We start from the raw sequence: 21,176 nt of genomic DNA, 5'->3' as shown, positions 1-21,176 counted from the left end.
ATAGTGGACAAAAGTAGCCTATAAGAGACGAGCGCGGTTCGCAACGAAAAACAGGGGAGAGCATGAGACGCGAAATCCGCTTCAACGCCTTCGACATGAACTGCGTCGGCCACATCCAGCAGGGCTTCTGGGCGCATCCGCGCGACCGCTCGCACCGCTATGCGGAACTGCGCTACTGGACCGACTACGCAAGGAAGCTGGAGGCCGGCCTATTCGACGGCATCTTCCTTGCCGATATCGTCGGCGTCAACGATGTCTATGGCGGCAGCAACGCGGCGGCGTTGAGGGGCGCGGTGCAGGTTCCGGTCAACGATCCCATAATGCTGGTGCCCGCCATGGCGGCGGTGACCGAGCACCTCTCCTTCGGCGTCACGGCAAACCTCACATACGAGCCGCCTTTCCTCTTCGCGCGGCGCATGTCGACCCTCGATCATCTGACCGGCGGACGGATCGGCTGGAACGTCGTCACCGGCTATCTCGACAGCGCCGCAAAGGCGATGGGCCTCGACACACAAGCCGCCCATGACGACCGCTACGATCTGGCGGACGAGTATATGGAAATCATGTACCGGCTATGGGAGGGAAGCTGGGAGGACGGAGCGGTCGTCTTCGACCGGGCAAGCCACATCTATGCCGATCCCGCCAAGGTCCGTAAGGTCCGGCATTACGGCAAACAGTACCGGATCGACGCCATCCATCTCTGCGAACCTTCGCCGCAACGTACGCCTGTCCTTTATCAGGCTGGCTCATCGACCCGCGGCCGGCAGTTCGCCGCAACCCATGCGGAATGCGTCTTCGTCAACGGCCAGAAGATCGAGGGCGTAAAAGGCATCGTGGACGATATCCGCGCCCGTGCCGTGAAATACGGCCGGCGGGCGGACGATGTGAAGGTCTTCGTCGGCGCGACGATCGTCGCCGGCCGCACGGAAAAGGAAGCGCGCGAAAAATTCGAGGATTACCGCGCCTATGCAAGCTCGGAAGGTGCGCTCGTACACGCCGCCGCCTCCCTCGGCCTCGATTTCGCGAAATACGATCTCGACGAACCGATCGAGACGGGCAAGAGCACGGCGATCGTTTCCAATGTCGAGGCGATGACCCGCGGGGCCGGGCCGCGATGGACCAAGCGCAAGCTGCTCGAACAGATGGTGCTCGGCAGCCGGCAGGCGCCGATGGTAGGCTCCGCCGAACAGATCGCGGATAACCTCGTCGCGTGGATGAACGAGGCCGGCGTCGATGGCTTCAATCTGTCGCGGACCGTCGTGCCGGAATGTTTCGACGACATCATCGAACTGGTGATCCCGATTTTACAGGAACGTGGCCTCTACAAGACCGGCTACCGCGACGGCACGTTCCGCGAAAAGCTGTTCGGATCGCCGCGCCTGCCGGACCGGCATATCGCCGCAAGATATCGGGCTGCAGGATGAACCTTCCATACGACGCGACGCTCCTCACCCCCCTCTGCCCTGCCGGGCATCTCCCCCTCAAGGGGGGAGATCGGATGGTAGCAAGCTCTCGCCCCCACCACAGGTTCTGGACTGCCCAAGCTAGGTTCAACAGCGTTGGTGGTTCTGGAAGCCGGAGCCTCTTGTCGATCTCCCCCCTTGAGGGGGAGATGCCCGGCAGGGCAGAGGGGGGTGAGGGATGACGACCGCCGCCACTTCGGAAGCACGCGCCGAAGGCCGCTGGCGCATGCTGGCGCTCCTGTGCCTCGCGGTCGTGCTCTCCTTCTCCACCTGGTTTTCGGCAAACGCCATCGCCCCGGAGCTGAAGCGCGTCTGGTCGCTGTCGGAAAGCAGCGCCGCCTGGCTCACCAACGGCGTGCAGATCGGCTTCGTCATCGGGGCGCTGTCCGCGAGCCTCTTCAACCTGCCGGATCTCATCCGCATGAACCGGCTGATGGCCGCGTCCGCATTGCTTGCCGCTCTCTCCAACGCGGCCATGCTGCTGGAGCCCGGACCGGCCGGCGCCGTCTTCTGCCGCATGGTCACGGGCTTTGCGCTGGCCGGCGTCTATCCGCCGGCGCTGAAGCTCGTTTCCACCTGGTTCATTTCCGGCCGCGGCCTGGCGCTTGCCGGCGTCATCGGCGCCATCACCGCCGGCTCCTCGCTGCCGCATCTTTTCCGCGGCATGTCGTCCGCCGTCGACTGGCACGCTGTCGTCGCTCTATCGAGCGGCGCCTCGCTGATCGGCGCCGTCGTTTTCCTGCTCTTCACCCGCGAAGGCCCTTATCCGTTCGGCAAGGCGCTGTTCGATCCGCGCCAGATCGGCCGGGTGCTGAAAGACCGCAATCTGCTGCTCGTCAACGGCGGCTATCTCGGCCACATGTGGGAACTCTATGCCATGTGGGCCTGGCTGCTCGCCTATCTGACCGCCGCGCTGGACGACGGCGGAGGCCGCATCGGCGGCGAGGCCTCGCTGCTCACCTTCGTCGCCGTCGCCTCCGGCGTCGTCGGCTGCTTCGCCGGCGGCATTCTCTCGGACCGTTTCGGCCGCACCGCGACCACCGCCGGCCTCATGATCGTCTCGGGCGCCTGCGCGCTCACGACCGGTTTCGTCTTCGACGGTCCCTTCTGGCTGCTGATACTGGTGGTCATCGTCTGGGGCATTTCGATCATCGGGGATTCGGCGCAGTTCTCCGCCGCGGTCACCGAACTCGCCGACCGCAACTATATCGGCACGGCGCTCTCCCTGCAGATGGGCATGGGCTTTGCGCTGACCATCTTCATGATCTGGCTGATGCCGCATCTGGCGGAATTGCTCGGCGGCTGGCGCTGGACCTTCGTCCTGCTCGCCGTCGGTCCGATCTTCGGCGCCGTTTCCATGCTGATCCTGCGCGGCAGGCCGGATGCCGTCCGGCTCGCCGGAGGCCGGCGCTGATCAGGCGCCGTTGATCAGGCGACCAGGCGACGGTTTTCCTCCTCCCGCGCCTGCCGGTCGCGGGTCAGGCGCTCCGCGCTGCGGGTCTTGAAGCCGCGCAGCGCCGTCACCAGCCGTTCCACGGCATCGCGGAGGTCCGACGTCCGCTTGGAGGTTTCCTGCACCATTGCGGAATTTTCCTGCGTCAGCGTATCCATGCGGCTCAACGCGCCGTTGACCTCGTGAAGGCCCGTGGACTGATGGGCTGCCTCGGTGGCGATCGTATTGACGATCGTGTTGATGTCGTCGATGCGATCGGTAATCTGGCTCAGCGCCGCGCCGGCATTGTTGACGAGATCGACACCCGCCTGAACCTGCCGGGAGCTGTCCGAAATCAGGTCCTTGATCTCCTTGGCGGCATCGGCGCAGCGCTGCGCGAGCGCCCGCACCTCCTGCGCCACCACGGCGAAACCGCGGCCGGCCTCGCCGGCGCGGGCGGCTTCGACGCCGGCGTTGAGCGCGAGAAGATTGGTCTGGAAGGCGATCTCGTCGATGACGCCGATAATCTTGGATATTTCCGCGGAGGAGCGTTCGATCTCGTCCATGGCCGCCACTGCCTGCTTGACGACCGGGCCGGACGCCCGCGCTTCCGAGAGAGCCACGTGGACGGCGGAGGCTGCCTTGCTGGCTCCCTCGGCGGTGCCGGAAACGCTCTGCGTGAGCTGGTGTAGCGTCGCCGAGCTTTCTTCCAGCCCCTGCGCCTGTTCCTCCGTGCGACGAGCGAGATCCTTGGACGCCTGGGTGATCGCATTCGTGCTGGTGAGGATCTCCTCGCCGGCATGACGGACCGTTGCCAGCGTCAAGCGCAGCTTTTCGGCGCTGCCGTTATAGTCTTCCGCCATACGGGCGAAGTTTGCCGGCAACTCGCCGGAAAGCCGGCTTTCCAGATCGCCGGCGGAAAGCCCCTTCAGCACGTCGCTGAGCGCCTGAAGCGCGACGTCCTGCGCCTGTTCCGCGACCCGCTTGGCCTCCTCGGCACGGCGGCGTTCCTCAGCCTGGATATCCAGATAAGCGGAAATCGAATAGTCCATGTCGAGCATCGCCGCCTTGACGAGCGCGCTGATCTCCTTGGCGAGCTTTTCGGAATTGCCGCGGCCGAAGCGGGACGGCCAGTTCGCCGCCATCACCGCGTGGATGAGGTTTTCCATGACCAGCGCATAACCGCCGATATACCAACGCGGATCGAGCCCGGCATGGGCATGCGCAGCGCCCACGGCCCGGACGCCCTCGACATAGCGCTCGTCGTAACTGGCTTCGCCGACAACACCCCAATGGCTCATCTGGCGCTTCTTGGCACTGTCCATATGGGCTGGGCTGGAGAAGAAGCCCGCGGTGTCCGGCGTGGATTGAATTTTCTTGTAAAGCGTGCCGAGCGCCGCCGCGAGGCTGGCGTTGATGACGGGAGCCAGGCGGCGAAGCGTGGCACGCGCTTCCTGGTCCAGACCGACGAAATCCAGGCGCTTCTGCAATTCACGTTTTTCTTCAGCCGACGACATTCAAGGCCCCCAATCCGCCGCATCCGCACCCCGAGCAGGGCGTTCCACGTCCATATTGTGAACCTTAAGGTATAAGATCCCTTAATAAGGCGCCCTGAGAAGTAATAGGCTGTCGGAATTTCCGTCAGGCCCCGCGGGCGGGAATGCGGCTTTCCAGGAAGCGGAAGCCGGCCACCAGAATGCCCGTCAGGCAGAAATAGATGAGCGCCAGCAGCAGCAGCGGTTCGTAGGTCAGGAAGGTATCCTGCCTCACGCGCGAGATTACCGCATAGAGGTCGATGACGGTGATGGTCGCCACAAGCGGCGTGGACTTCAATTGCAGCACGGTTTCGCCGGCAAGCGTCGGGAGCGCCCGGTGCACGGCTCTCGGCAGCCAGATGCGGCGGAACATCGTGAAGCGGCCCATCCCGAAGGCGCGCGCCGCCTCCAGTTCGCCGCGCGGCACGCCGGCAAAGGCGCCGCGCATCACCTCGCCCTCATAGGCCGCAAACGAGATCATCAGCGCGGTGAAGCCGTAGGGCCAGGCCTGGCGCAGATAAGGCCAGAGGAAGGAGGAGCGGATCTCCGGATATTGGGCGAAGAGCGAACCAAGGCCATAATAGAGGAGCCACAGCTGCAGGAGCAGCGGCGTGCCCCGGATGATCGTGCAGAAGATCCTGGCGAGCCAGGCGAGCGGCCACGGACCGGTGACCTGCACGAGACCGATCGGCACGGCGAGCAGGAAGCCGATCGCCGCCGTGCAGAAGAGCATGAGGAGCGTCTGCCAGACGCCGTAGGCCAGCCGGCCGCCATAGCGCGGCAGCCAGTCCCAGCGCATGAACCAGACGGCGCAGACGACGATGACGAGGAAGACCGCCATCAGGAACAGCCGGTGCGGCTCGAAAAGGCTGCGCGCCTTGGGCGGGATATAGGCCGGCAGGGCGGAAATCTCTTCCCCCATGACGTCACGCCGTGCGGGGCATGCCGCGCCGCGCATGCCGTTCGAGGAAGCCGATGCCGATGTTCGACACCAGAGTCACCAGAAGATAGAGAGCGCCCGCCGCCAGATAGAAGGTCATATAGGCCTTGGTGGAACCGGCCGCCTGACGTGTCACGAGCGTCAGTTCGCTGAAGCCGACGACGGCGAGCAGCGCCGTATCCTTGGTGGCGATCAGCCAGAGATTGGAGAGCCCGGGGATGGCATAAGGCAGCATGGCCGGCAGGATCACGCGGCGCAAAGCGAGGAGGGGCGGCATGCCGTAGGCGCGCGCCGCCTCGATCTGCCCCGGCGGCACCGCCTTGATCGCGCCGCGCAGCACTTCGGTGGAATAGGCGCCCTGCACCACCCCGATCACGAAGATGCCGGCCGCAAGCCCGCTGATATCGACCACCGGCAAGCCCAGCAGCAGCAGGATCTGGTTCACGGCATCCGTGCCGGCGTAATAAAGAAGCAGGATCAGCACCAGTTCCGGCACGGCGCGGATGAGTGTCGTATAGACTTCGAGCAGGTCGCGCAGGATCGGCCCGCCATAGAGCTTGCCGCAGGCGCCGCCGATCCCGATCACGAGGCCGAGCAGATAGCCGCCGGCGGCAAGCTGCAGGGAAGCCATAAGCCCCGCGAGCAGCACGCCGCCCCAGCCGGGCGGCGAGAGCGAGAGGAGTTCAAGACCGGACGGCATGCCGGTGCGCTACCGTCAGCCGCCGTAGATGTCGAAGTCGAAATATTTCTTCGAGAACGTGTCGTAGGTGCCGTTGGCGCGGATCGCCTTGATGGCCGCGTTGACCTTGTCCTTCAGCTCGGTTTCGCCCTTGCGCAGGCCGACGCCGATGCCGGCGCCGAGAACCGCCGGATCGTCCTCCACATTGCCCTTGAGGTCGCAGCAGGCACCCGCATCGGACGCCAGGAAGGCATCGAGCGCGATCGCATCCGCCTGAACGGCATCGATGCGGCCGGCGGCGAGATCCTGGTTCGCCTCATCCTGCGTCTGGTATTCCTTGATCTCGGCGGCGACTGGGCCGAAATGTTTCATCGCATATTCCTGATGCACGGTGGACACCTGTACGCCGATGATCTTGCCCTTGAGGCCTTCCGGCGTCGCGTCGAATTTTTCCGACTTCGGACCGACGATGCCGGTCGGCGTGTTGTAATATTTGTCGGAGAAATCGATCGTCTTCAGGCGCTCCTCGGTGATCGACATGGAACCGATGATCATGTCGATCTTCTTCGAGGTCAGCGCCGGAATGATGCCGTCCCAGGCGATCGGCGTGGGAACGCATTGAAGCTTGGCCTCGGCGCACATCGCTTCCATGAACTCGATCTCCCAGCCCACCCATTTGCCGCTCGCATCCGGCGAGGTGAAAGGCGGATAGGGTTCGGCGGCGAAGCCGACCTTGACCTCCTGCGCTTGAGCCGCGCCGAAGGCGGCCGCCGCGAGAACGACCGCAATTGCCATGGCCTTGATGACATTTTTCATGATCTTTTCCCCTTTTTTCCGATGTTGTTTTGGTTAGTGGATCGAGCTGATGAATTTTTTGAGCCGCTCGGACTTCGGAGCGCCGAAAATCCGATCCGGCGGCCCCTGTTCCTCGATGATGCCGTTGTGCAGGAAGACCACGTGGTTGGAGACCTCGCGGGCGAACTTCATCTCGTGGGTGACGAGGATCATCGTGCGTTTTTCGCGCGCCAGGTCGCCGATGACGGAAAGCACCTCGCCCACCAGCTCCGGATCGAGCGCCGAGGTCGGTTCGTCGAACAGCATGACGAGCGGCTGGATGGCAAGCGCCCGGGCGATCGCCGCGCGCTGCTGCTGGCCGCCGGACAGAAAAGCCGGATAGGCATCGCGCTTCTCGTAGAGCCCGACGCGGCGCAGGAGCGCCTCGGCGATTTCCACCGCCTTGTCCTTCGGTGTTTTAAGCACATGCACCGGCACTTCGATGACGTTCTGCAGCACCGTCATGTGCTGCCAGAGATTGAAGCTCTGGAACACCATGCCGAGCTGCGAGCGGATGCGCTGCACCTGCCTGCGGTCGGCGGGCATCAGCCCGCCATGCCCGTACTTCTTCATGGCGATCGTTTCACCATGAACGGCGATCGTGCCGGCGCTCGGCAGTTCCAGCATGTTGATGCAGCGCAGAAAGGTGGATTTGCCGGAGCCGCTGCCGCCGATGATGGCGATCACGTCGCCCTGCCGGGCCGTGAGCGAGACACCCTTCAGCACTTCCAGAGGACCGAAACGTTTATGCAGGTTCGAGACTTCTATGGCTTGCGCCGAATCCGTCATGGACACCGTCACCGCCGGCTCGGATGAAGCCGGTCCGCACAATTGGCACTGTTCCCCCAGCTTATGATTTTTAAGGCTCGCGGCGCTGGTTCCGTGGCCCTGTGAGGAGAAGTCTGGCACTTGTGCCGGAATTATTCAAGCGTATAATAAAGCCCAATCCGAAAAAGAGCGGCATCAGCCCGCTTCGTCTTCCCGAAGGGATGATCCATGACCGCCTACGGCTCAGAAGCCATGCCGACGCCCCTGCCGCATGTCCTGATGGGCCGGCGGGGAAAGGTCCGCAGATGACGGCGAGCCGGCGCACCTATCACCGTGCCAGCGAGGCCGAACGGCGCGAGGACCTGATCGCCGCCACGCTCGACTGCATCGCGGAATTCGGCATCCAGGGTGCGACCGTCCGTCAGATCGCCACGCGCGCCGGCGTGACCGGCGGGTTGATCCGGCATTATTTCGCCGGCAAGGACCAGATGCTGCAGGCGGCCTACCGGAAGGTGATGACCGGCATGACGGAAACCGCGATAGCGGCAGCGATCGAGGGCGAGACGGCCAAGGCGCGGCTCCGCCGCTTCATCGTCGCCAACGTCACGCCGCCGGTCACCGATCCGCGCACCCTGTCGCTCTGGGCGGCCTTCATCAGCCATATCCAGATCGACCCGAGCTTCGCGGCCGTTCACCGCGAGAACTACCTGGCCTTCCTCGAAGCGCTGGAAACGCTGCTTACCGCTTTCTTCCGGGAAGAAAACCGGGCAGTGAGCCGAGAGGAGTGCCGCCGTTACGCCGTTGCGCTGAACGCGCTGGTCGACGGGCTGTGGCTTGAAGGAACGCTCGCCGCGGACATGTTCGCGGACAGGGAACTGGCGGAGAACGCGCTTCACTCCGTGGAGGCGCTTTTGCGCCTGGAGCCGGGCGGACTCTCGGCCGAAGAACGATAAGAAAAGGAAATACCGATGCGTTATGCCTCCATCACCGATCGCCTCGCCCATCTCGGCTCCGGCCGCTGGGCGCTTCATCTGACCGCCCGCCGCATGAAGGCCGCGGGCGAAGAGATCATCGAGCTGACGATCGGCGAACCGGATGTGGCTCCCGACAAGGCGCTGCTCGACGAGGCTGCCCGCGCCATGCATGCCGGCCGCACCCGCTATTCGAACGGCCGCGGCGAACCGTCGATCCTGAATGCGCTGGTGGAGAAATATTCGAAACGCCGCCCGGGCGTCACCGAGCGCAGTTTCCTGTGTTTCCCCGGCACCCAGACTGCGCTTTACGGCGTCATGACCGGCCTGGTGGAGGCCGGCGACGGCGTGCTGGTCGGCGATCCGCTCTACGCGACCTATGAGGGCGTCATCGCCTCGACCGGGGCGCATATGATCCCCGTGCCGCTTCGCCCGGAGAAGAAATTCCACCTGCAGGCCGACGACCTGGAACGGGCGATCACGCCGGAAGCCCGGGTGCTGCTCCTCAACACGCCGCACAACCCGACAGGCGCGGTTCTCACAGCCGCCGAGATCGCCAAGATCGGCGAGGTCTGCCGCCGCCACGACCTTTGGATCGTCTGCGACGAGGTCTACGAACAGCTGATCTTCGAAGGCACCCTCTTCGCTTCGCCCTTCGACATGCCTGAACTCGCCGAACGCACGATCGTCGTATCTTCCATCTCGAAATCGCATGCCGCACCCGGCTTCCGCAGCGGTTGGGCCGCCGGCCCGGAGGAATTCTGCGAAAAGCTTTTGCCCGTCTCCGAGACCATGCTGTTCGGCGTCCAGCCCTTCATCTCCGACATGACGGCGATGGCGCTGTCGCAGCATTTCGACACCGCCGACGTGATGCGCGAGAACTATAGCCGCCGCGCCGCGATCGTCGAGAAGGCCTTTGCCGGCAGCAATCTCGTGAAGCCCATGCCGCCGGAAGGGGGCATGTTCATCCTGCTCGACGTGACGGCGACCGGCCTCAACGGCGAGGAATTCGCGTGGGAGCTCCTGCAGGAGGAGAAGGTCGCAGTCATGCCCGGCACGTCCTTCGGAGACCAGGCCGCCGGTTTCCTGCGCATCTCGCTGACCGTACCGGAAGATGTCGTTGCGACCGCCATGGGCCGCATCGCCGACCTCGCCGGCCGCGTCGTCTCGCGCAGGGAGGCGCCTGTGCATGTCCGATGAGCCGAAGACGGTCGGAGAAACGCTGATCGACCTTCTGGAGGTCAACGGCGTGGATGTCGTCTTCGGCATCCCCGGCGTCCACACCGTCGAGCTCTATCGCGGCCTTGCCGCCTCGAACATCCGCCACGTGACGCCGCGCCACGAACAGGGCGCCGGCTTCATGGCCGACGGTTACGCCCGGGTCAGCGGCAAGCCGGGCGTCTGCCTCGTCATCACCGGGCCGGGCCTCACCAACATCATCACCCCCATGGCGCAGGCCTATCAGGACTCCGTACCCATGCTGGTGATATCGGGCGTCAACGCCCGCGCCACGCTCGGCCATGGCCGCGGCCGGCTGCACGAGCTGCCCGACCAGCGCGGCATGATGGCGACGCTGGCGCTGATGTCGCACACGCTGCATGAACCCGAAAACCTCGCGGACGTGATGGAACGGGCCTTCGCGATCCTGCGCTCCGGCCGGCCGGGGCCGGTGCATATCGAAATCCCCACTGACGTCATGGCCGCCAGGATCAAGGCCCCTCGCCTTCGAAACATCGCCCCCCTCCGGCCCCGCGCCGACATGGGCACGATCGGGGAAGCGGCCTCCCGTTGTCTCTCCGCGAAACGGCCGGTCATCCTCGTGGGCGGCGGCGCCGTGCCGGCCGCCGGAGATGTCCGGACGCTTGCCGAACGGCTCGACGCGCCGCTGGTGACGACCACCAACGCCCGCGGCGCCTTTGCCGGCCATCCGCTTTCCGTACCGGCAAGCCCGAGCCTCAAATCCGTCCGCAAGCTAGTCGCGGATGCCGACCTCGTGCTCGCTTTCGGCACCCAGATGGGACAGACGGATTACGACATGTATGCGGATAACGGCTTCCCCGAACTCCGCAATCTCATTCGTGTCGATATCGACGCCGCCCAGCTTGCCCGCGGCCCGCAGGCGGCAATTTCGATCCTCTCTTCGGCGGAAAATGCCGTGGCCGATCTGCTTGCCGCAATCGGCGCGGGCAACCGGCCGCAGGCCGAGGGCGCTTCCCGAGCAGAGGCGACAAGAGAGGCAGCGCTTGCCGAACTGACGCCGAAGATGCGTGTCGAGATCGGCATTCTGGACAAGGTCCGTGACGCTCTGCCCGGCGCGATCATCGTCGGCGACAGCACTCAAGCCGTTTATGCCGGCAACCTCTATTACGAGGCCGGCCGGCCCCATGGCTGGTTCAATGCCGCGACGGGCTACGGCGCGCTTGGCTACGGCCCGCCGGCCGCCGTGGGCGCCGCGATCGCCGAGCCGGAAGCCCCGGTCGTCTGCCTCACCGGCGATGGCGGCCTTCAATTCACGCTTGCCGAGATCGGCTCCGCCAAGGATGCCGGCGCCGACCTCATCTTCCTCGTCTGGAACAACGACGGCTACCAGGAGATCGAGACCTATATGGTCGAGAACGGCATCGAGCCGGAAGGCGTCAGACCTTCGGCGCCGGACTTCCTGAAGATCGCGGAAGCCTTCGGCCTGCCGGCACAACGCCTCGCGCATGTGGACGAGCTGCCGGCGGCATTGCAGAAGTTCCGGCAGCACAAGGGACCGTCGTTGGTCGAGATCCATCAGACGAAGACGGTCGGCGCGACCGCCTGAGGCATGCCGTCAGGGTCAATGCCCGTCCTTGCGCCTGGTCTGGCGACCGACCACATCGGCTTGCGTCTCGGTATCGTAGGGCAAGTTCTGGCCGCCTGCATCGCCCGCGTCGGCGACGCGGCCGCTCATGTTGCCGGAACCTTCCGCATCCCAGACCTTCCGCGCCTTGTTGATTTCGGTCGTGGCCGGATCGGGTTGCTTGCGGATCGTGCTCTCGCCGGTGCCGGAGCTTTTGGCGATATTCGGCTGGCTGCTGCCGAAGCGTTTCGCTTCCTGGCTGGCGTCATTGCGTTCCATGGTGATCCTCCTTTTGGTCTCATGGAAAACCAGTGGGAGGCCTCATCGTTCCCGGCTCACCCTCGCCGCTTCCGAGCCTCGTCCTCCGGCGGCGGTTCGAAGCCGAAGACGCTGCGCCCGCCCCATTCATGCGAATGGCGGAACTCCCCCGCGACGATCTCCTTGAGGTCCGGGCCGGTGACGTAGCGCTCGAGCCGGCGCGCCTGGTCATCCAGCCGCTTCAGTGCCTGCAGCTCCTCCTCGCGGCCGAGCCTCGCCTTGCCGACCGCCGATTTCATCACCTTGATCGTTTCGTCATAGACCTTGATCGGCACGGGGAAAGGGTGCCGGTCCTTGCCGCCATGGGCGAGCGAGAAACGCGCCGGATCGGAAAAACGGCACGGCGCGCCATGCACCACTTCCGCCACCATGGCGAGCGCCCTGACCGTGCGGGCGCCGACGCCTGGCATCAGCAGCAGGTTTTCGAAATCTTCCGGACCTCGATCGGCCGCCGCCGCAAGCGTGCCGTGCAGCCGCTTCATGTTGACGTCTTCCTCGCGGACATCGTGATGCGCCGGCATGATGAGATGCGGCAGCATGGGCTGTGCCGTCTCCTTAGGTCTCAGCGAAGGATCGAGCGCGATCACTTCGCGGACGATCCGGTCCGGCCCGAGCGATGCGAGCAGGTCGAGCTGGCCTTTCCGGGAAGCTTCCGCCCGGCGGTCGGCGAGATTGACGATCTCGCCCTGCTTGCGCCCCTCGATCGCCGCGTGCGGAGAAGCGACGAAGCTGGTAATGCCTTCCGAAAGCCAGTGATAGCGCCGCGCCTGCCGCTTGTCGCCGTTCATGCCCTGCTGCACGACGACCCATTTGCCGTCGTCGGTGACGATGAAGCCGTGCAGATAAAGGTCGAAACCATCCTGCACTGCGGCGCTATCCACCTTCGCGACGAGCTTGCTGGTCTGTGCAAGGGCACCGCCGTCGATGCCGACGCGGTTGCCGATGGCGATCAATTCCTCCGGCGTCTTGCGGGAGTTCTGGCCGCGTCCGCCGCAGACATGGATGCCGAGCTCGCCGGCAAGCGGCGTCAGCCCACGCTTCAACGCACCGATGACGCTGGTGGTGATGCCGGAGGAATGCCAGTCCATGCCCATGACGCAGCCGAAAGACTGGAACCAGAAGGGGTGCGCGAGCCGCCTGAGCAGCTCGTCGCGGCCGTATTCGATGACGATCGCCTGCGTGATGATCGCACCGAGTTTCGTCATGCGCTCGCCCAGCCACCGGGGAACCCGGCCGCCGTGAAGCGGGAGATCGGCGCTGCCTGCTCTTTGGACCATGATCCGCTTATATACGGAGGAGCCCGATCAGGACAGGGAAAAGTTCTGCAAACGTTCTTCCAGAAGGCGGATCGTCGGCACGTCCGCATTGGCGAAGGCGAAGCGGAGATAATTCTGCTGGCCGTCGCCGAAATAGGCGCCGGGGATGCAGGTTATGCCGGCCTGTTTCGCAAGCTTTTCAGCGACTTCCGCAGAGCTCCTGCCCGGGAAGGGGTGACGCACGAAAGCAAAATAGGCGCCGATCGCATCGAGCTTCCAGTCGTTGACCGAGCGCATCACCGTCTTCAGGGCATCTGCCCGCCGGCCGATCTCCTGCCGGTTTTGCTCTCTCCAATCCGCTAAGAGCGGCAGCGCTCTTGCGACGGCCGCCTGAGCGGCACGCGGCGCGCAGATCTGCAGGTTGTCCATGATCTTGGCGATCTGCTCCACAGCCTTGGCGCCCGCCGTGATCGCGCCCAGCCGGTGTCCTGGAATGCAGAAGGATTTGGAGAAGCTGTAAAGGCTGATCAGCGTCTCCTGCCAGCCGTCGAGGCCGAAGAGGGGATGCGGCGCCGCGCCGGCTTGCGGCATGAAGTCCCGGTAAGTCTCGTCGAGGATCAGCCAGATGCCTTTCGACCGGCAGAGCTTGAAGATGGCTTCCAGAAGCGACGGCGGATAGATCGCGCCGGTTGGATTGTTGGGGGAAACGAGCGCCAGCGCCCGCACGTCCGCCGTGATCGTCGCTTCCAGCCCGACCAGATCCGGCAGAAAACCGCTTTCCGCCGCGCAGGCCACGAAGGCGGTCCCGATGCCCATCATGGCGAGCGTGGTTTCGTGGTTGAAATAGAAGGGTTCGGTCATCAGCACCGTGTTGCCGGGACCGGCGACCGTCATCGCGGCGCAGACGAAGGCCTGATTGCAGCCGGACGTGATGTGGATGTTTTCCACGCCAAGCGATGCGCCGTAAATTTCGGAGAGGTGTTCCGCATAAACGCGGCGAAGCTCGGTCTCACCCTCGATCGGCCCGTAACCGGTGAAGGCCGTGGAAGATGCCGCCTCCCCGAGCAGCTTCAGCATGTCCGGATGGGCCGGATATCCGGGCACCGCCTGCGACAGGTCGATCAGCGGCCCTTTCGATCCGTCATAGGCACGCCCCCAGGCGGCGACGGAGGGAACGGGCGGCGGCTCAAGCTTTTCGACAAGGGGGTTGAAGGCAGGCATGGTTGTTCCGGAACAGTCTTTTCAAAGACAGGCGATTGATTTGAACCCCTTGTTCATCAGATTATCGGGGGACGCAAGGAGAACCGCATATGGCCGACGATATTCCCCCCGAGGATTCGAAGCTCACCATCACCAAGCGCAAATGGGCGGAGCAGGGAAAATTCCTGACGGGACGCATCTCAAGGCCGCAGACCGAGCGGCTGCCGCCCGGCCAGCATCTGGTGAAGAACTGGCCGGTGCTCGATCTCGGCCAGCAGCCGCGGATTTCGACCTCGCAGTGGAAGCTCGACGTGCGCGGCCTCGTCAACGATCCGAAGACCTTCGACTGGGCGGCTTTCCAAGCGCTGCCGCAGACCGAAATGCGCTCCGACATCCACTGCGTGACCACCTGGTCGCGTTACGACAACAACTGGAAGGGCGTTTCCACCCACGATTTCCTCGATGCCGTCGACCCGAAGGACGAGGCGGTGGCGGTGATGCTGACGAGCTATGACGGCTATACCACCAACCTCCTGCTGTCCGATTTCGCCTCGCCGGACGCGATCATCGTCTACGAATGGGAGGGCCAGCCGCTGACGGAAGAGCACGGCGGGCCGGTACGTCTCGTGGTGCCGCATCTCTATTTCTGGAAGAGCGCCAAATGGCTCCGCCGGATCGAATTCCTCGACCGGGACCGGGCCGGCTTCTGGGAGAGTAACGGCTACCATATGCGGGGCGATCCCTGGACCGAGGAGCGCTATTCGGAAGACTGAGGGAAATTGACGAAGCCCCTCCCCCTCCCGGCACCTTCTCCGTTTACAGATGGAGGTACGCAGGGTCTTCGGTCTCATGCTCGTCCGGATGCGAGCTTCCGGAGTCATTGCCTCGGCCTAATCCTGCCGGCAGCCATCGTGGCGGCGCCCCGAAATAGATCAGGCCCGTCGAATGTCTCTGGTCCAAAGAGGCAAACGATTAAGGTTTCATTCGCCTGGAGCCGGAGACGCTCAGACATGAATTGTCAATTGTCTTGATAGTTGTTAGTCCTAAAAGCGGGAAAATTGGCGAGGAAGCACGGCATGCGCGTATCGGCCTCTATTGCATTTTCAATGTTTGCCGGTTTTCTGATGGGCTGCACGACAACCGATGGAAACGCAGATCAACTTTCGGACAATAAGGTCCGGTGCGCCGGATTCGGCTTTGAAGAAGGCACGGACGCCTTTGCCAATTGCACGATGAAGCTTTCAATGCGGCAGCAGGGTCAGTTACCCCCCGATCACGACACACTTGTCCGCCGGTATGTAGACCGCAGCATGGCTCGACGCGGCGATGATCGCTATCCCGTATGCAGCGCCTCCGACATGGATGCTGAACTTGATATTTCATCCGGCAAGTGGGTCGGACCCAACTGCCAGATGGCGCCGGATTAAGTTGGCGCCCGGACGTATAAAGCACCGAACGTCAGTCAAGGGAGAAGGGAAATGATCAGAACCATAGTGGCGGTGAGCCTCGGTCTTTCCGGAACATTGTTTGCTCCGCAATTTACGCTCGAAGCACGGGCGCAGATGACCGTTGAATGCCGGTCGCGGCATTATCAATATGACGAATGCTATGCGGGGCCGCTTTCCAGACCGCAACTTGTCCATCAGACCTCAAGCGCCCCCTGCATTTTGAATCGTACCTGGGGATACAATCCACATAGTCGATATGTCTGGGTCGCTCAGGGATGCGCAGGCGTGTTTGCCGATGTGGGCGGCTATCACTATGGCCGTGGTGATGGCTTCGATCCGGGAGCGCGCATGTACGATCATCGTGGCCATGACGTTGGTGGCGTTGTTGCCGGCGCAGTGCTTGGATCGATCATTGAAGGAATAGCCGAGGACAGCAAACACAAGCACCGCCATAGCACTAGCAATTTCAATGATGACGGCGGCTATAATGGCTGTCACGGCATTGGTTGCACGGTGGACCGACCCGATTCCAACGCAAGCATTGATACGACCCCGCAATTCGACAAAAACGGCGAGCCGAATTTCGACACCCACGGAAATTACCAGGGATGCCACGGGGTGGGCTGCTTGGTCGACAACCCTGACGACCCTGGCTAAAGGGCTCATCTCCTCCCCAGCGGCCTGCTTATCCCGATCTTGGCGGCCTGAATTCAGGCCCAGAGCCCGCCCCATTTCTTCGTCTAATGCATTTGATGCGACGCGCATGCGGCAGGATCCCCATCTTCTCCCCCGCGCAGGGGGAGAAGATGGGGTTATCCGATGGCAGCCCTCAGATCAGCTTTTCCAGCGTGATCGGCAGGTCGCGGACGCGTTTTCCCGTCGCGTGGAAGACGGCATTGGCGATCGCGGGCGCGACGCCGACGATGCCGACCTCGCCCACCCCCTTGCCGCCGAGCGCCGAGGCATTGTAGTCCGGCACGCCGACGGAGATGACCTGGATATCCGGAATGTCCGAATTGGTCGGCACCAGATAGTCGCCCATGTTGTTGTTGATCGTCCGGCCGTTGCGCTGGTCGACAAGCCCCTCCTCCAGCAGCGCCTGGCCGATGCCCATGATGATGCCGCCGCGCCACTGGCTTTCCACCAGCCGCGGATTGTAGAGCCGGCCGCAATCGAAGGCGGAGACCATCCGCGAGACGCGCACCGTACCGAAATCCTCGTCCACGCGAACTTCGGCGAAATGGGCGCACCAGCTGTGCATGGAATACTCGCCCATGGTCGGCCCCTGAACCTTTGCCATGGTCGTCCAGGCCTGATGGTGCTCCTGGGCGGTTGCGCCGTCCGGCAGCGTGTTCCGGCGCGTCTCGAGCTCGTCGCGGCCGAGCGCCGCCATCAGTTCCGGCAGGGTAAGCGAGGGTCCCTCGCCGCGCTGCACGCCGATCTGCCCGTCGCTGAAGGTGAGCGTGTTGGCCCCAGTGTCGCGCAGCGGCGAATTGGCGTCGCTGAGCGCAAGGCCGATCAGCTCGTCGCGCGCTGCCGTCGCAGCCTTGTGAACGGCACCGAGGATGGAGCCCGCCAGCATCGAGCCGCCGGCGATCGCCGAACCCGGCAGGCGGGAATCGCCGAGTTTCACATCGACCTGGCTGACCGGCACGCCGAACACTTCCGCCGTCGTCTGGGCGAGGATCGTGTAGGTGCCCTGCCCCATGTCGATGGCACCGCTGACGACTTCCACGCGGCCGTTGCCGAGAATGCGGATCATCGCCTCGCTCGGTGCCTGGATGACCGGGAACGTCCCGCAGCCGATACCCCAGCCGATGAGCGTCTTCCCGTCACGCATGGAACGCGGCGCGTGGCTGCGCTTCGACCAGCCGAAGGCTTCGGCCCCCTCGGTCAGGGCCTCGCGCAGGCGGCGGGTCGACCAGGGTTTCCCCGACTGGTAGTCGCGGTCGGCATAATTCTTCAGCCGCAGTTCCAGCGGATCCATGCCGAGCTTGTAGGCCAGCTCCTCGATGGCGCTTTCGATGCCGAAGGCGCTCGGGTTCTTGCCCGGCCCTCGAAGCGCGCCGGGCGTCACCGTATTGACGGGCACCACCCTGTGTTGCGACGAGAAGTTCTCGACCTTGTAGAGGATCGGCGTCGCGGCACCCGTCTGCTCGGGCCAGACTGCATAGGTGGATGTCTCGCTGGCGCCGCGATGAACGATCGCCTGCAGGATGCCGTCTTCCGTCGCACCGAGCCTGATGGTCTGGCGGGTTGCGGCACGGCCGCCGTAACTCGTGAAATTCTGCGGCCGGGTAACCGCGAGCTTCACCGGCCGGCCGAGCTTTCTCGCCGCGAAGGCAGCGACCGCACCATAGGCGAGCACCGCTCCCTTCGAGCCGAAACCGCCGCCGATGAACGGGGAGATGAGGCGGACGTTCTCGTAGGGAATGCCGAACCATTCCGCATAGGTGCGCGCCATGCCATGCGACCACTGGCTCGGCTCCCAAACCGTCAGCTCGTCACCATCCCATTTCACCGTCAATCCATGCGGTTCCATAGCGGTGTGGTACTCGCGGGGCGTGGAATATTCCGCCTCGATCCGAACGGGTGCGGCCGCAAGCGCGGCCTCGGCATCACCCCAGGCAGAGCTGAGATTATCCATCACCATCCCTTCGCCCGCCTTCGGATCGTCGAGGCTCGCGACATGAGGGGCTTCCTCATAGGTGACCCGGATCAGCTTCGCGGCCTCATCGGCCTGCTCCCGGCTTTCCGCCACCACTGCTGCAATTGCTTCACCGTTGAAACGCACCTCGCGCGGCAGCGGGATATAGGGCTGGTTTTCCGGCCGGTTGCCGTACCAGTCGGTCGCGACGGTCAGGCCGAGATCGTCCTCCGGCGTCAGCACCATCAGCACGCCCGGCGCGGCAAGCGCCTTCGACGCGTCGATCGAGACGATGCGGCCGGCCGCGATCGTGCTCTGGACCAGAACCGCATGCGCCAGGTTTTCGACCGGATATTCCAAGGCATAAACTGCCGCACCGGTCACCTTCAACTGGCCTTCGAAGCGGGTTTGGCGTCCGCCGACCATGCCGTCGGAAGCGTCGCCATGTTTGCGGGGTTCCATGATGGTCATGCGAGAACTCCAATATTCTGGGCCATTTTCAGGATGGCGCGGGTAACGACGCGCGGCGCCAGTTCGATCTTGTAATGATTGCCGCCGTGGGAGACGGCGCCTTCCATGGCGAGACGGCTCGCCTTTTCGACGGCTTCGGCCTCCAGCGGCCTGCCGACGAGCGCCTGTTCGACGGCGCGGGCCCGCCAGGGTTTCGTTGCAACGCCGCCGAGGGCGACGCGGATGTCGCGGACCGTTTCGCCGTCCGCTTCGAACTCGATGCCGACGGCAGCGCTCGCCGCGGCGAATTCGTAGGATTGCCGGTCGCGCACCTTGAGATAGGTGGAATTCTTCGCCGCGACGGAAGCCGGAATGCCGATGCCGACGATCATCTCGCCGCGTTCCAGCACGGTTTCCTTGTCCGGCATGTCGCCGGGGGTCAGGAAGAAGTCGTCGATGGCGACTTTTCGGGTACCCAGATCGACCACGGCGTCTAACGCCGCCAGAGCCACCGCCAGATCGCCCGGGTTGGAGGCGATGCAGGCGTCGCTCGTGCCGAGGACGGCATGGTTGCGCGTCACGCCGCCGATCGCCGAACAGCCGGAGCCCGGATTGCGCTTGTTGCAGGCCGGAAAAGTGCCCGGATCGCGGAAGTAGGGACAGCGCGTCCGCTGCAGGAGGTTGCCGCCGATCGTCGCCATGTTGCGGAGCTGGGCCGAAGCGGCGAGCGAGAGGGATTCGGCAACGGCCGGGAAGGCTGTTCGGATGCCGCGGTGGTCGGCGACGTCGCCCATCCTGGCGAGCGCGCCGATCGTGGCGCCGCCTGCATCGACCGTGATCCCGCCAAGACCGGAGAGGTGGGATATGTCGATCACCGTTTCAGGCTCGACAACGCCGCATTTGGCGAGATCGAGCAGTGTCGTGCCGCCGGCGAGCAGGGCGGCGCCGGACTGAAGGGCAGCCTGACGGGCTTCCTCTGCGGAAGAGGCGCGGAGATAGGAAAAGTCTCTCATCAGGCCATCTCCGCCGCTTCGCGCACCGCCGCGACGATGCTGTTATAGGCCCCGCACCGACAGAGATTGCCGGACATGTATTCGCGGATCTCCTCGTCCGAACCCGCATGGCCCTCGCGGATGCAGGCGACGGCGGACATGATCTGGCCCGGCGTGCAATAGCCGCATTGGAAGGCATCGTTCTCGATGAACGCGGCCTGGACGGGATGAAGGTCGCCGTTTTCCGCCGCCAGCCCTTCGATCGTGGCGACCTGCCGGCCTTCGACCTGGGCGGCGAGCGTCAGGCAGGCGAGCACGCGCTTGCCATCGACATGGCAGGTGCATGCGCCGCACTGGCCCTGGTCGCAGCCTTTCTTGGTGCCGGTCAGCGCCAGATGCTCGCGCAACGCGTCAAGCAGCGTGACGCGGGGCTCGACATCGAGCTCGTGCCGCCTCCCGTTGATATCGAGCGAAAGATGGATGGTTCGTGTCATGGATCAAGCTCCTGCCATTGTCACGAGAATGAGAAATTCAGAATCCAGAATGGGGCTGGCCGATCGCCGGCCGAGCGCTATATTGATTTCCTGCAAAAGAAGCCCCCGGCACATTTGGGCATGGCATCCGGCTCCCTTCTGGAATAAGAAGTGAAAGGCACTCCAGATAAACGGAGGCGCCTCCGTTTAAACTAGTGGCTTGCGGGATTTCGTCAAGCCCTCATTCGCCTGGAGCATCATTTTGGCCTCGGCCGAGCCCAAGACAGCATCGACCGCCTCCACCAAGCTTCGCGCCGACGCCCGCCGCAACCGCGACAAGCTGATCGAAGTGGCCGCCGCCGCCTTCGCGGAAAATGGCGTCGAGACCTCGCTGGAGGACATAGCGCGGCAGGCCGGCGTCGGCATCGGCACGCTCTACCGGCATTTTCCGACCCGCGAACATCTGGTCGAGGTCGTCTACCGCCGCGAACTGGAAAGCCTCGCCGCCGCGGCTGCGGAACTCGCCGGAAAACATCCCCCCGATCTGGCGCTCGAGGAATGGATGCGCCGTTTCGTGGGTTACATCGCCGCCAAACGCGGCATGGCGAACAGCCTGCGCATCCTGATGACCTCCAATTCCTCGCTGTTCGCCGAAGGCTTTGGGCTTATTCGCGGCGCTCTCGAAGGGCTTCTGAAGACCGCCGGAGAAGAGGGTTACATCCGCACCGACATCGAGACGACCGATCTTCTGCAGGCCTTGTCCAGCATCTATTCGATTCCGGATTCGCCGGAATGGCGCGAGCGGGCGTATCGTCTGATCGGTCTGCTGATGGATGGTTTGAGGACGAAGAAATAGTACCTAGAAATGCGGTATTGGGCCGTCCTCGACCCCCTTCGGAAGGGCCAGATTTCGCATCGCCCTTGAACGGAAAATCAATCAATCCTT

At 64.1% G+C, this 21,176-nt stretch carries 20 protein-coding genes; 9 read left to right on the top strand and 11 right to left on the bottom strand.

The genetic code is table 11. The features are described from left to right. Positions 1–62: 62 nt before the first annotated feature. Both ACMGE0_RS01515 and ACMGE0_RS01510 read left to right on the top strand, forming a co-directional pair. Positions 63–1,424, top strand: coding sequence for an LLM class flavin-dependent oxidoreductase (locus ACMGE0_RS01515; RefSeq protein ID WP_436814091.1), 1,362 nt, complete (start codon positions 63–65; stop codon positions 1,422–1,424). Positions 1,425–1,641: 217 nt separating this feature from the next. Beyond that, positions 1,642–2,877 carry an MFS transporter gene (locus ACMGE0_RS01510; protein ID WP_436814090.1) on the top strand — a complete coding sequence of 412 codons (1,236 nt, stop codon included), beginning with the start codon at positions 1,642–1,644 and terminating at the stop codon, positions 2,875–2,877. A 14-nt stretch (positions 2,878–2,891) separates the two neighbouring features. On the opposite strand, the gene ACMGE0_RS01505 is transcribed toward ACMGE0_RS01510, so the two are convergent. The 5 genes from ACMGE0_RS01505 to ACMGE0_RS01485 all read right to left on the bottom strand — a co-directional run bounded on the left by ACMGE0_RS01505 (position 2,892) and on the right by ACMGE0_RS01485 (position 7,672). Then, a complete protein-coding gene (locus ACMGE0_RS01505; protein ID WP_436814089.1) occupies positions 2,892–4,412 on the bottom strand; it encodes a methyl-accepting chemotaxis protein in 1,521 nt (506 codons plus the stop codon). 124 nt (positions 4,413–4,536) lie between these two features. Continuing rightward, the gene (locus ACMGE0_RS01500) at positions 4,537–5,352 is read right to left on the bottom strand and encodes an ABC transporter permease (RefSeq protein WP_436814088.1); all 816 of its coding nucleotides are present in this window, start codon (positions 5,350–5,352) and stop codon (positions 4,537–4,539) included. 4 nt (positions 5,353–5,356) lie between these two features. Next, the gene (locus tag ACMGE0_RS01495) at positions 5,357–6,070 is read right to left on the bottom strand and encodes an ABC transporter permease (RefSeq protein ID WP_436814087.1); all 714 of its coding nucleotides are present in this window, start codon (positions 6,068–6,070) and stop codon (positions 5,357–5,359) included. A gap of 15 nt (positions 6,071–6,085) precedes the next feature. After that, positions 6,086–6,844 carry a transporter substrate-binding domain-containing protein gene (locus ACMGE0_RS01490; protein WP_436814498.1) on the bottom strand — a complete coding sequence of 253 codons (759 nt, stop codon included), beginning with the start codon at positions 6,842–6,844 and terminating at the stop codon, positions 6,086–6,088. 54 nt (positions 6,845–6,898) lie between these two features. Continuing rightward, positions 6,899–7,672 carry an ABC transporter ATP-binding protein gene (locus tag ACMGE0_RS01485; protein WP_436814086.1) on the bottom strand — a complete coding sequence of 258 codons (774 nt, stop codon included), beginning with the start codon at positions 7,670–7,672 and terminating at the stop codon, positions 6,899–6,901. A 284-nt stretch (positions 7,673–7,956) separates the two neighbouring features. Here ACMGE0_RS01485 and ACMGE0_RS01480 point away from each other — a divergent pair, with 284 nt between their 5' ends. From ACMGE0_RS01480 to ACMGE0_RS01470, 3 genes are read left to right on the top strand one after another with little or no spacing between them, the layout of a single operon-like run. After that, positions 7,957–8,604: a TetR family transcriptional regulator C-terminal domain-containing protein gene (locus ACMGE0_RS01480; RefSeq protein ID WP_436814085.1), complete on the top strand. Its 648-nt coding sequence runs from the start codon at positions 7,957–7,959 to the stop codon at positions 8,602–8,604. Between the two features lie 15 nt (positions 8,605–8,619). Beyond that, positions 8,620–9,822 (top strand): pyridoxal phosphate-dependent aminotransferase, encoded by a 1,203-nt coding sequence (locus tag ACMGE0_RS01475; RefSeq protein WP_436814084.1) that lies wholly within the window; start codon positions 8,620–8,622, stop codon positions 9,820–9,822. Further along, positions 9,812–11,428, top strand: a complete 1,617-nt coding sequence (locus ACMGE0_RS01470; RefSeq protein ID WP_436814083.1) for a 5-guanidino-2-oxopentanoate decarboxylase — start codon at positions 9,812–9,814, stop codon at positions 11,426–11,428. Before ACMGE0_RS01475 ends, ACMGE0_RS01470 begins: the two co-directional genes overlap by 11 nt. A 15-nt stretch (positions 11,429–11,443) precedes the next feature. Here ACMGE0_RS01470 and ACMGE0_RS01465 read toward each other — a convergent pair whose 3' ends face one another. The 3 genes from ACMGE0_RS01465 to ACMGE0_RS01455 are packed head-to-tail and all read right to left on the bottom strand — an operon-like array spanning position 11,444 to position 14,241. Beyond that, a complete protein-coding gene (locus tag ACMGE0_RS01465; protein WP_436814082.1) occupies positions 11,444–11,725 on the bottom strand; it encodes a hypothetical protein in 282 nt (93 codons plus the stop codon). Positions 11,726–11,781: 56 nt separating this feature from the next. Then, positions 11,782–13,041, bottom strand: a complete 1,260-nt coding sequence (locus ACMGE0_RS01460; protein ID WP_436814081.1) for a DUF763 domain-containing protein — start codon at positions 13,039–13,041, stop codon at positions 11,782–11,784. Between the two features lie 27 nt (positions 13,042–13,068). Beyond that, positions 13,069–14,241: an aminotransferase gene (locus ACMGE0_RS01455; protein WP_436814080.1), complete on the bottom strand. Its 1,173-nt coding sequence runs from the start codon at positions 14,239–14,241 to the stop codon at positions 13,069–13,071. A gap of 89 nt (positions 14,242–14,330) precedes the next feature. On the opposite strand from ACMGE0_RS01455, the gene ACMGE0_RS01450 reads away from it, so the two are divergent. From ACMGE0_RS01450 to ACMGE0_RS01440, 3 genes are all read left to right on the top strand, one after another. Then, on the top strand, positions 14,331–14,993 hold the full coding sequence (locus tag ACMGE0_RS01450; RefSeq protein WP_436814079.1) for a sulfite oxidase-like oxidoreductase: 663 nt from the start codon (positions 14,331–14,333) through the stop codon (positions 14,991–14,993). A gap of 303 nt (positions 14,994–15,296) precedes the next feature. After that, positions 15,297–15,647: a hypothetical protein gene (locus ACMGE0_RS01445; protein ID WP_436814078.1), complete on the top strand. Its 351-nt coding sequence runs from the start codon at positions 15,297–15,299 to the stop codon at positions 15,645–15,647. 51 nt (positions 15,648–15,698) lie between these two features. Further along, entirely contained in the window at positions 15,699–16,325 is a 627-nt protein-coding gene (locus ACMGE0_RS01440) for a DUF3011 domain-containing protein (RefSeq protein WP_436814077.1), read from the top strand. A gap of 172 nt (positions 16,326–16,497) precedes the next feature. On the opposite strand, the gene ACMGE0_RS01435 is transcribed toward ACMGE0_RS01440, so the two are convergent. From ACMGE0_RS01435 to ACMGE0_RS01425, 3 genes are read right to left on the bottom strand one after another with little or no spacing between them, the layout of a single operon-like run. Next, a complete protein-coding gene (locus ACMGE0_RS01435; protein ID WP_436814076.1) occupies positions 16,498–18,786 on the bottom strand; it encodes a xanthine dehydrogenase family protein molybdopterin-binding subunit in 2,289 nt (762 codons plus the stop codon). Beyond that, positions 18,783–19,778: an FAD binding domain-containing protein gene (locus ACMGE0_RS01430; protein WP_436814075.1), complete on the bottom strand. Its 996-nt coding sequence runs from the start codon at positions 19,776–19,778 to the stop codon at positions 18,783–18,785. Before ACMGE0_RS01430 ends, ACMGE0_RS01435 begins: the two co-directional genes overlap by 4 nt. Further along, complete coding sequence (locus tag ACMGE0_RS01425) at positions 19,778–20,251, bottom strand: (2Fe-2S)-binding protein (protein ID WP_436814074.1); 474 nt, start codon at positions 20,249–20,251, stop codon at positions 19,778–19,780. Before ACMGE0_RS01425 ends, ACMGE0_RS01430 begins: the two co-directional genes overlap by 1 nt. Before the next feature lie 241 nt (positions 20,252–20,492). Between ACMGE0_RS01425 and ACMGE0_RS01420 the strand changes: the two genes are divergently transcribed. Beyond that, positions 20,493–21,086, top strand: a complete 594-nt coding sequence (locus tag ACMGE0_RS01420) for a TetR/AcrR family transcriptional regulator (RefSeq protein ID WP_436814073.1) — start codon at positions 20,493–20,495, stop codon at positions 21,084–21,086. Positions 21,087–21,176: the final 90 nt, after the last annotated feature.

This window comes from Neorhizobium descurainiae, from assembly GCF_051400715.1.
GTDB lineage: Bacteria > Pseudomonadota > Alphaproteobacteria > Rhizobiales > Rhizobiaceae > Neorhizobium.
This window is presented reverse-complemented; position numbering and strand designations above follow the sequence as displayed.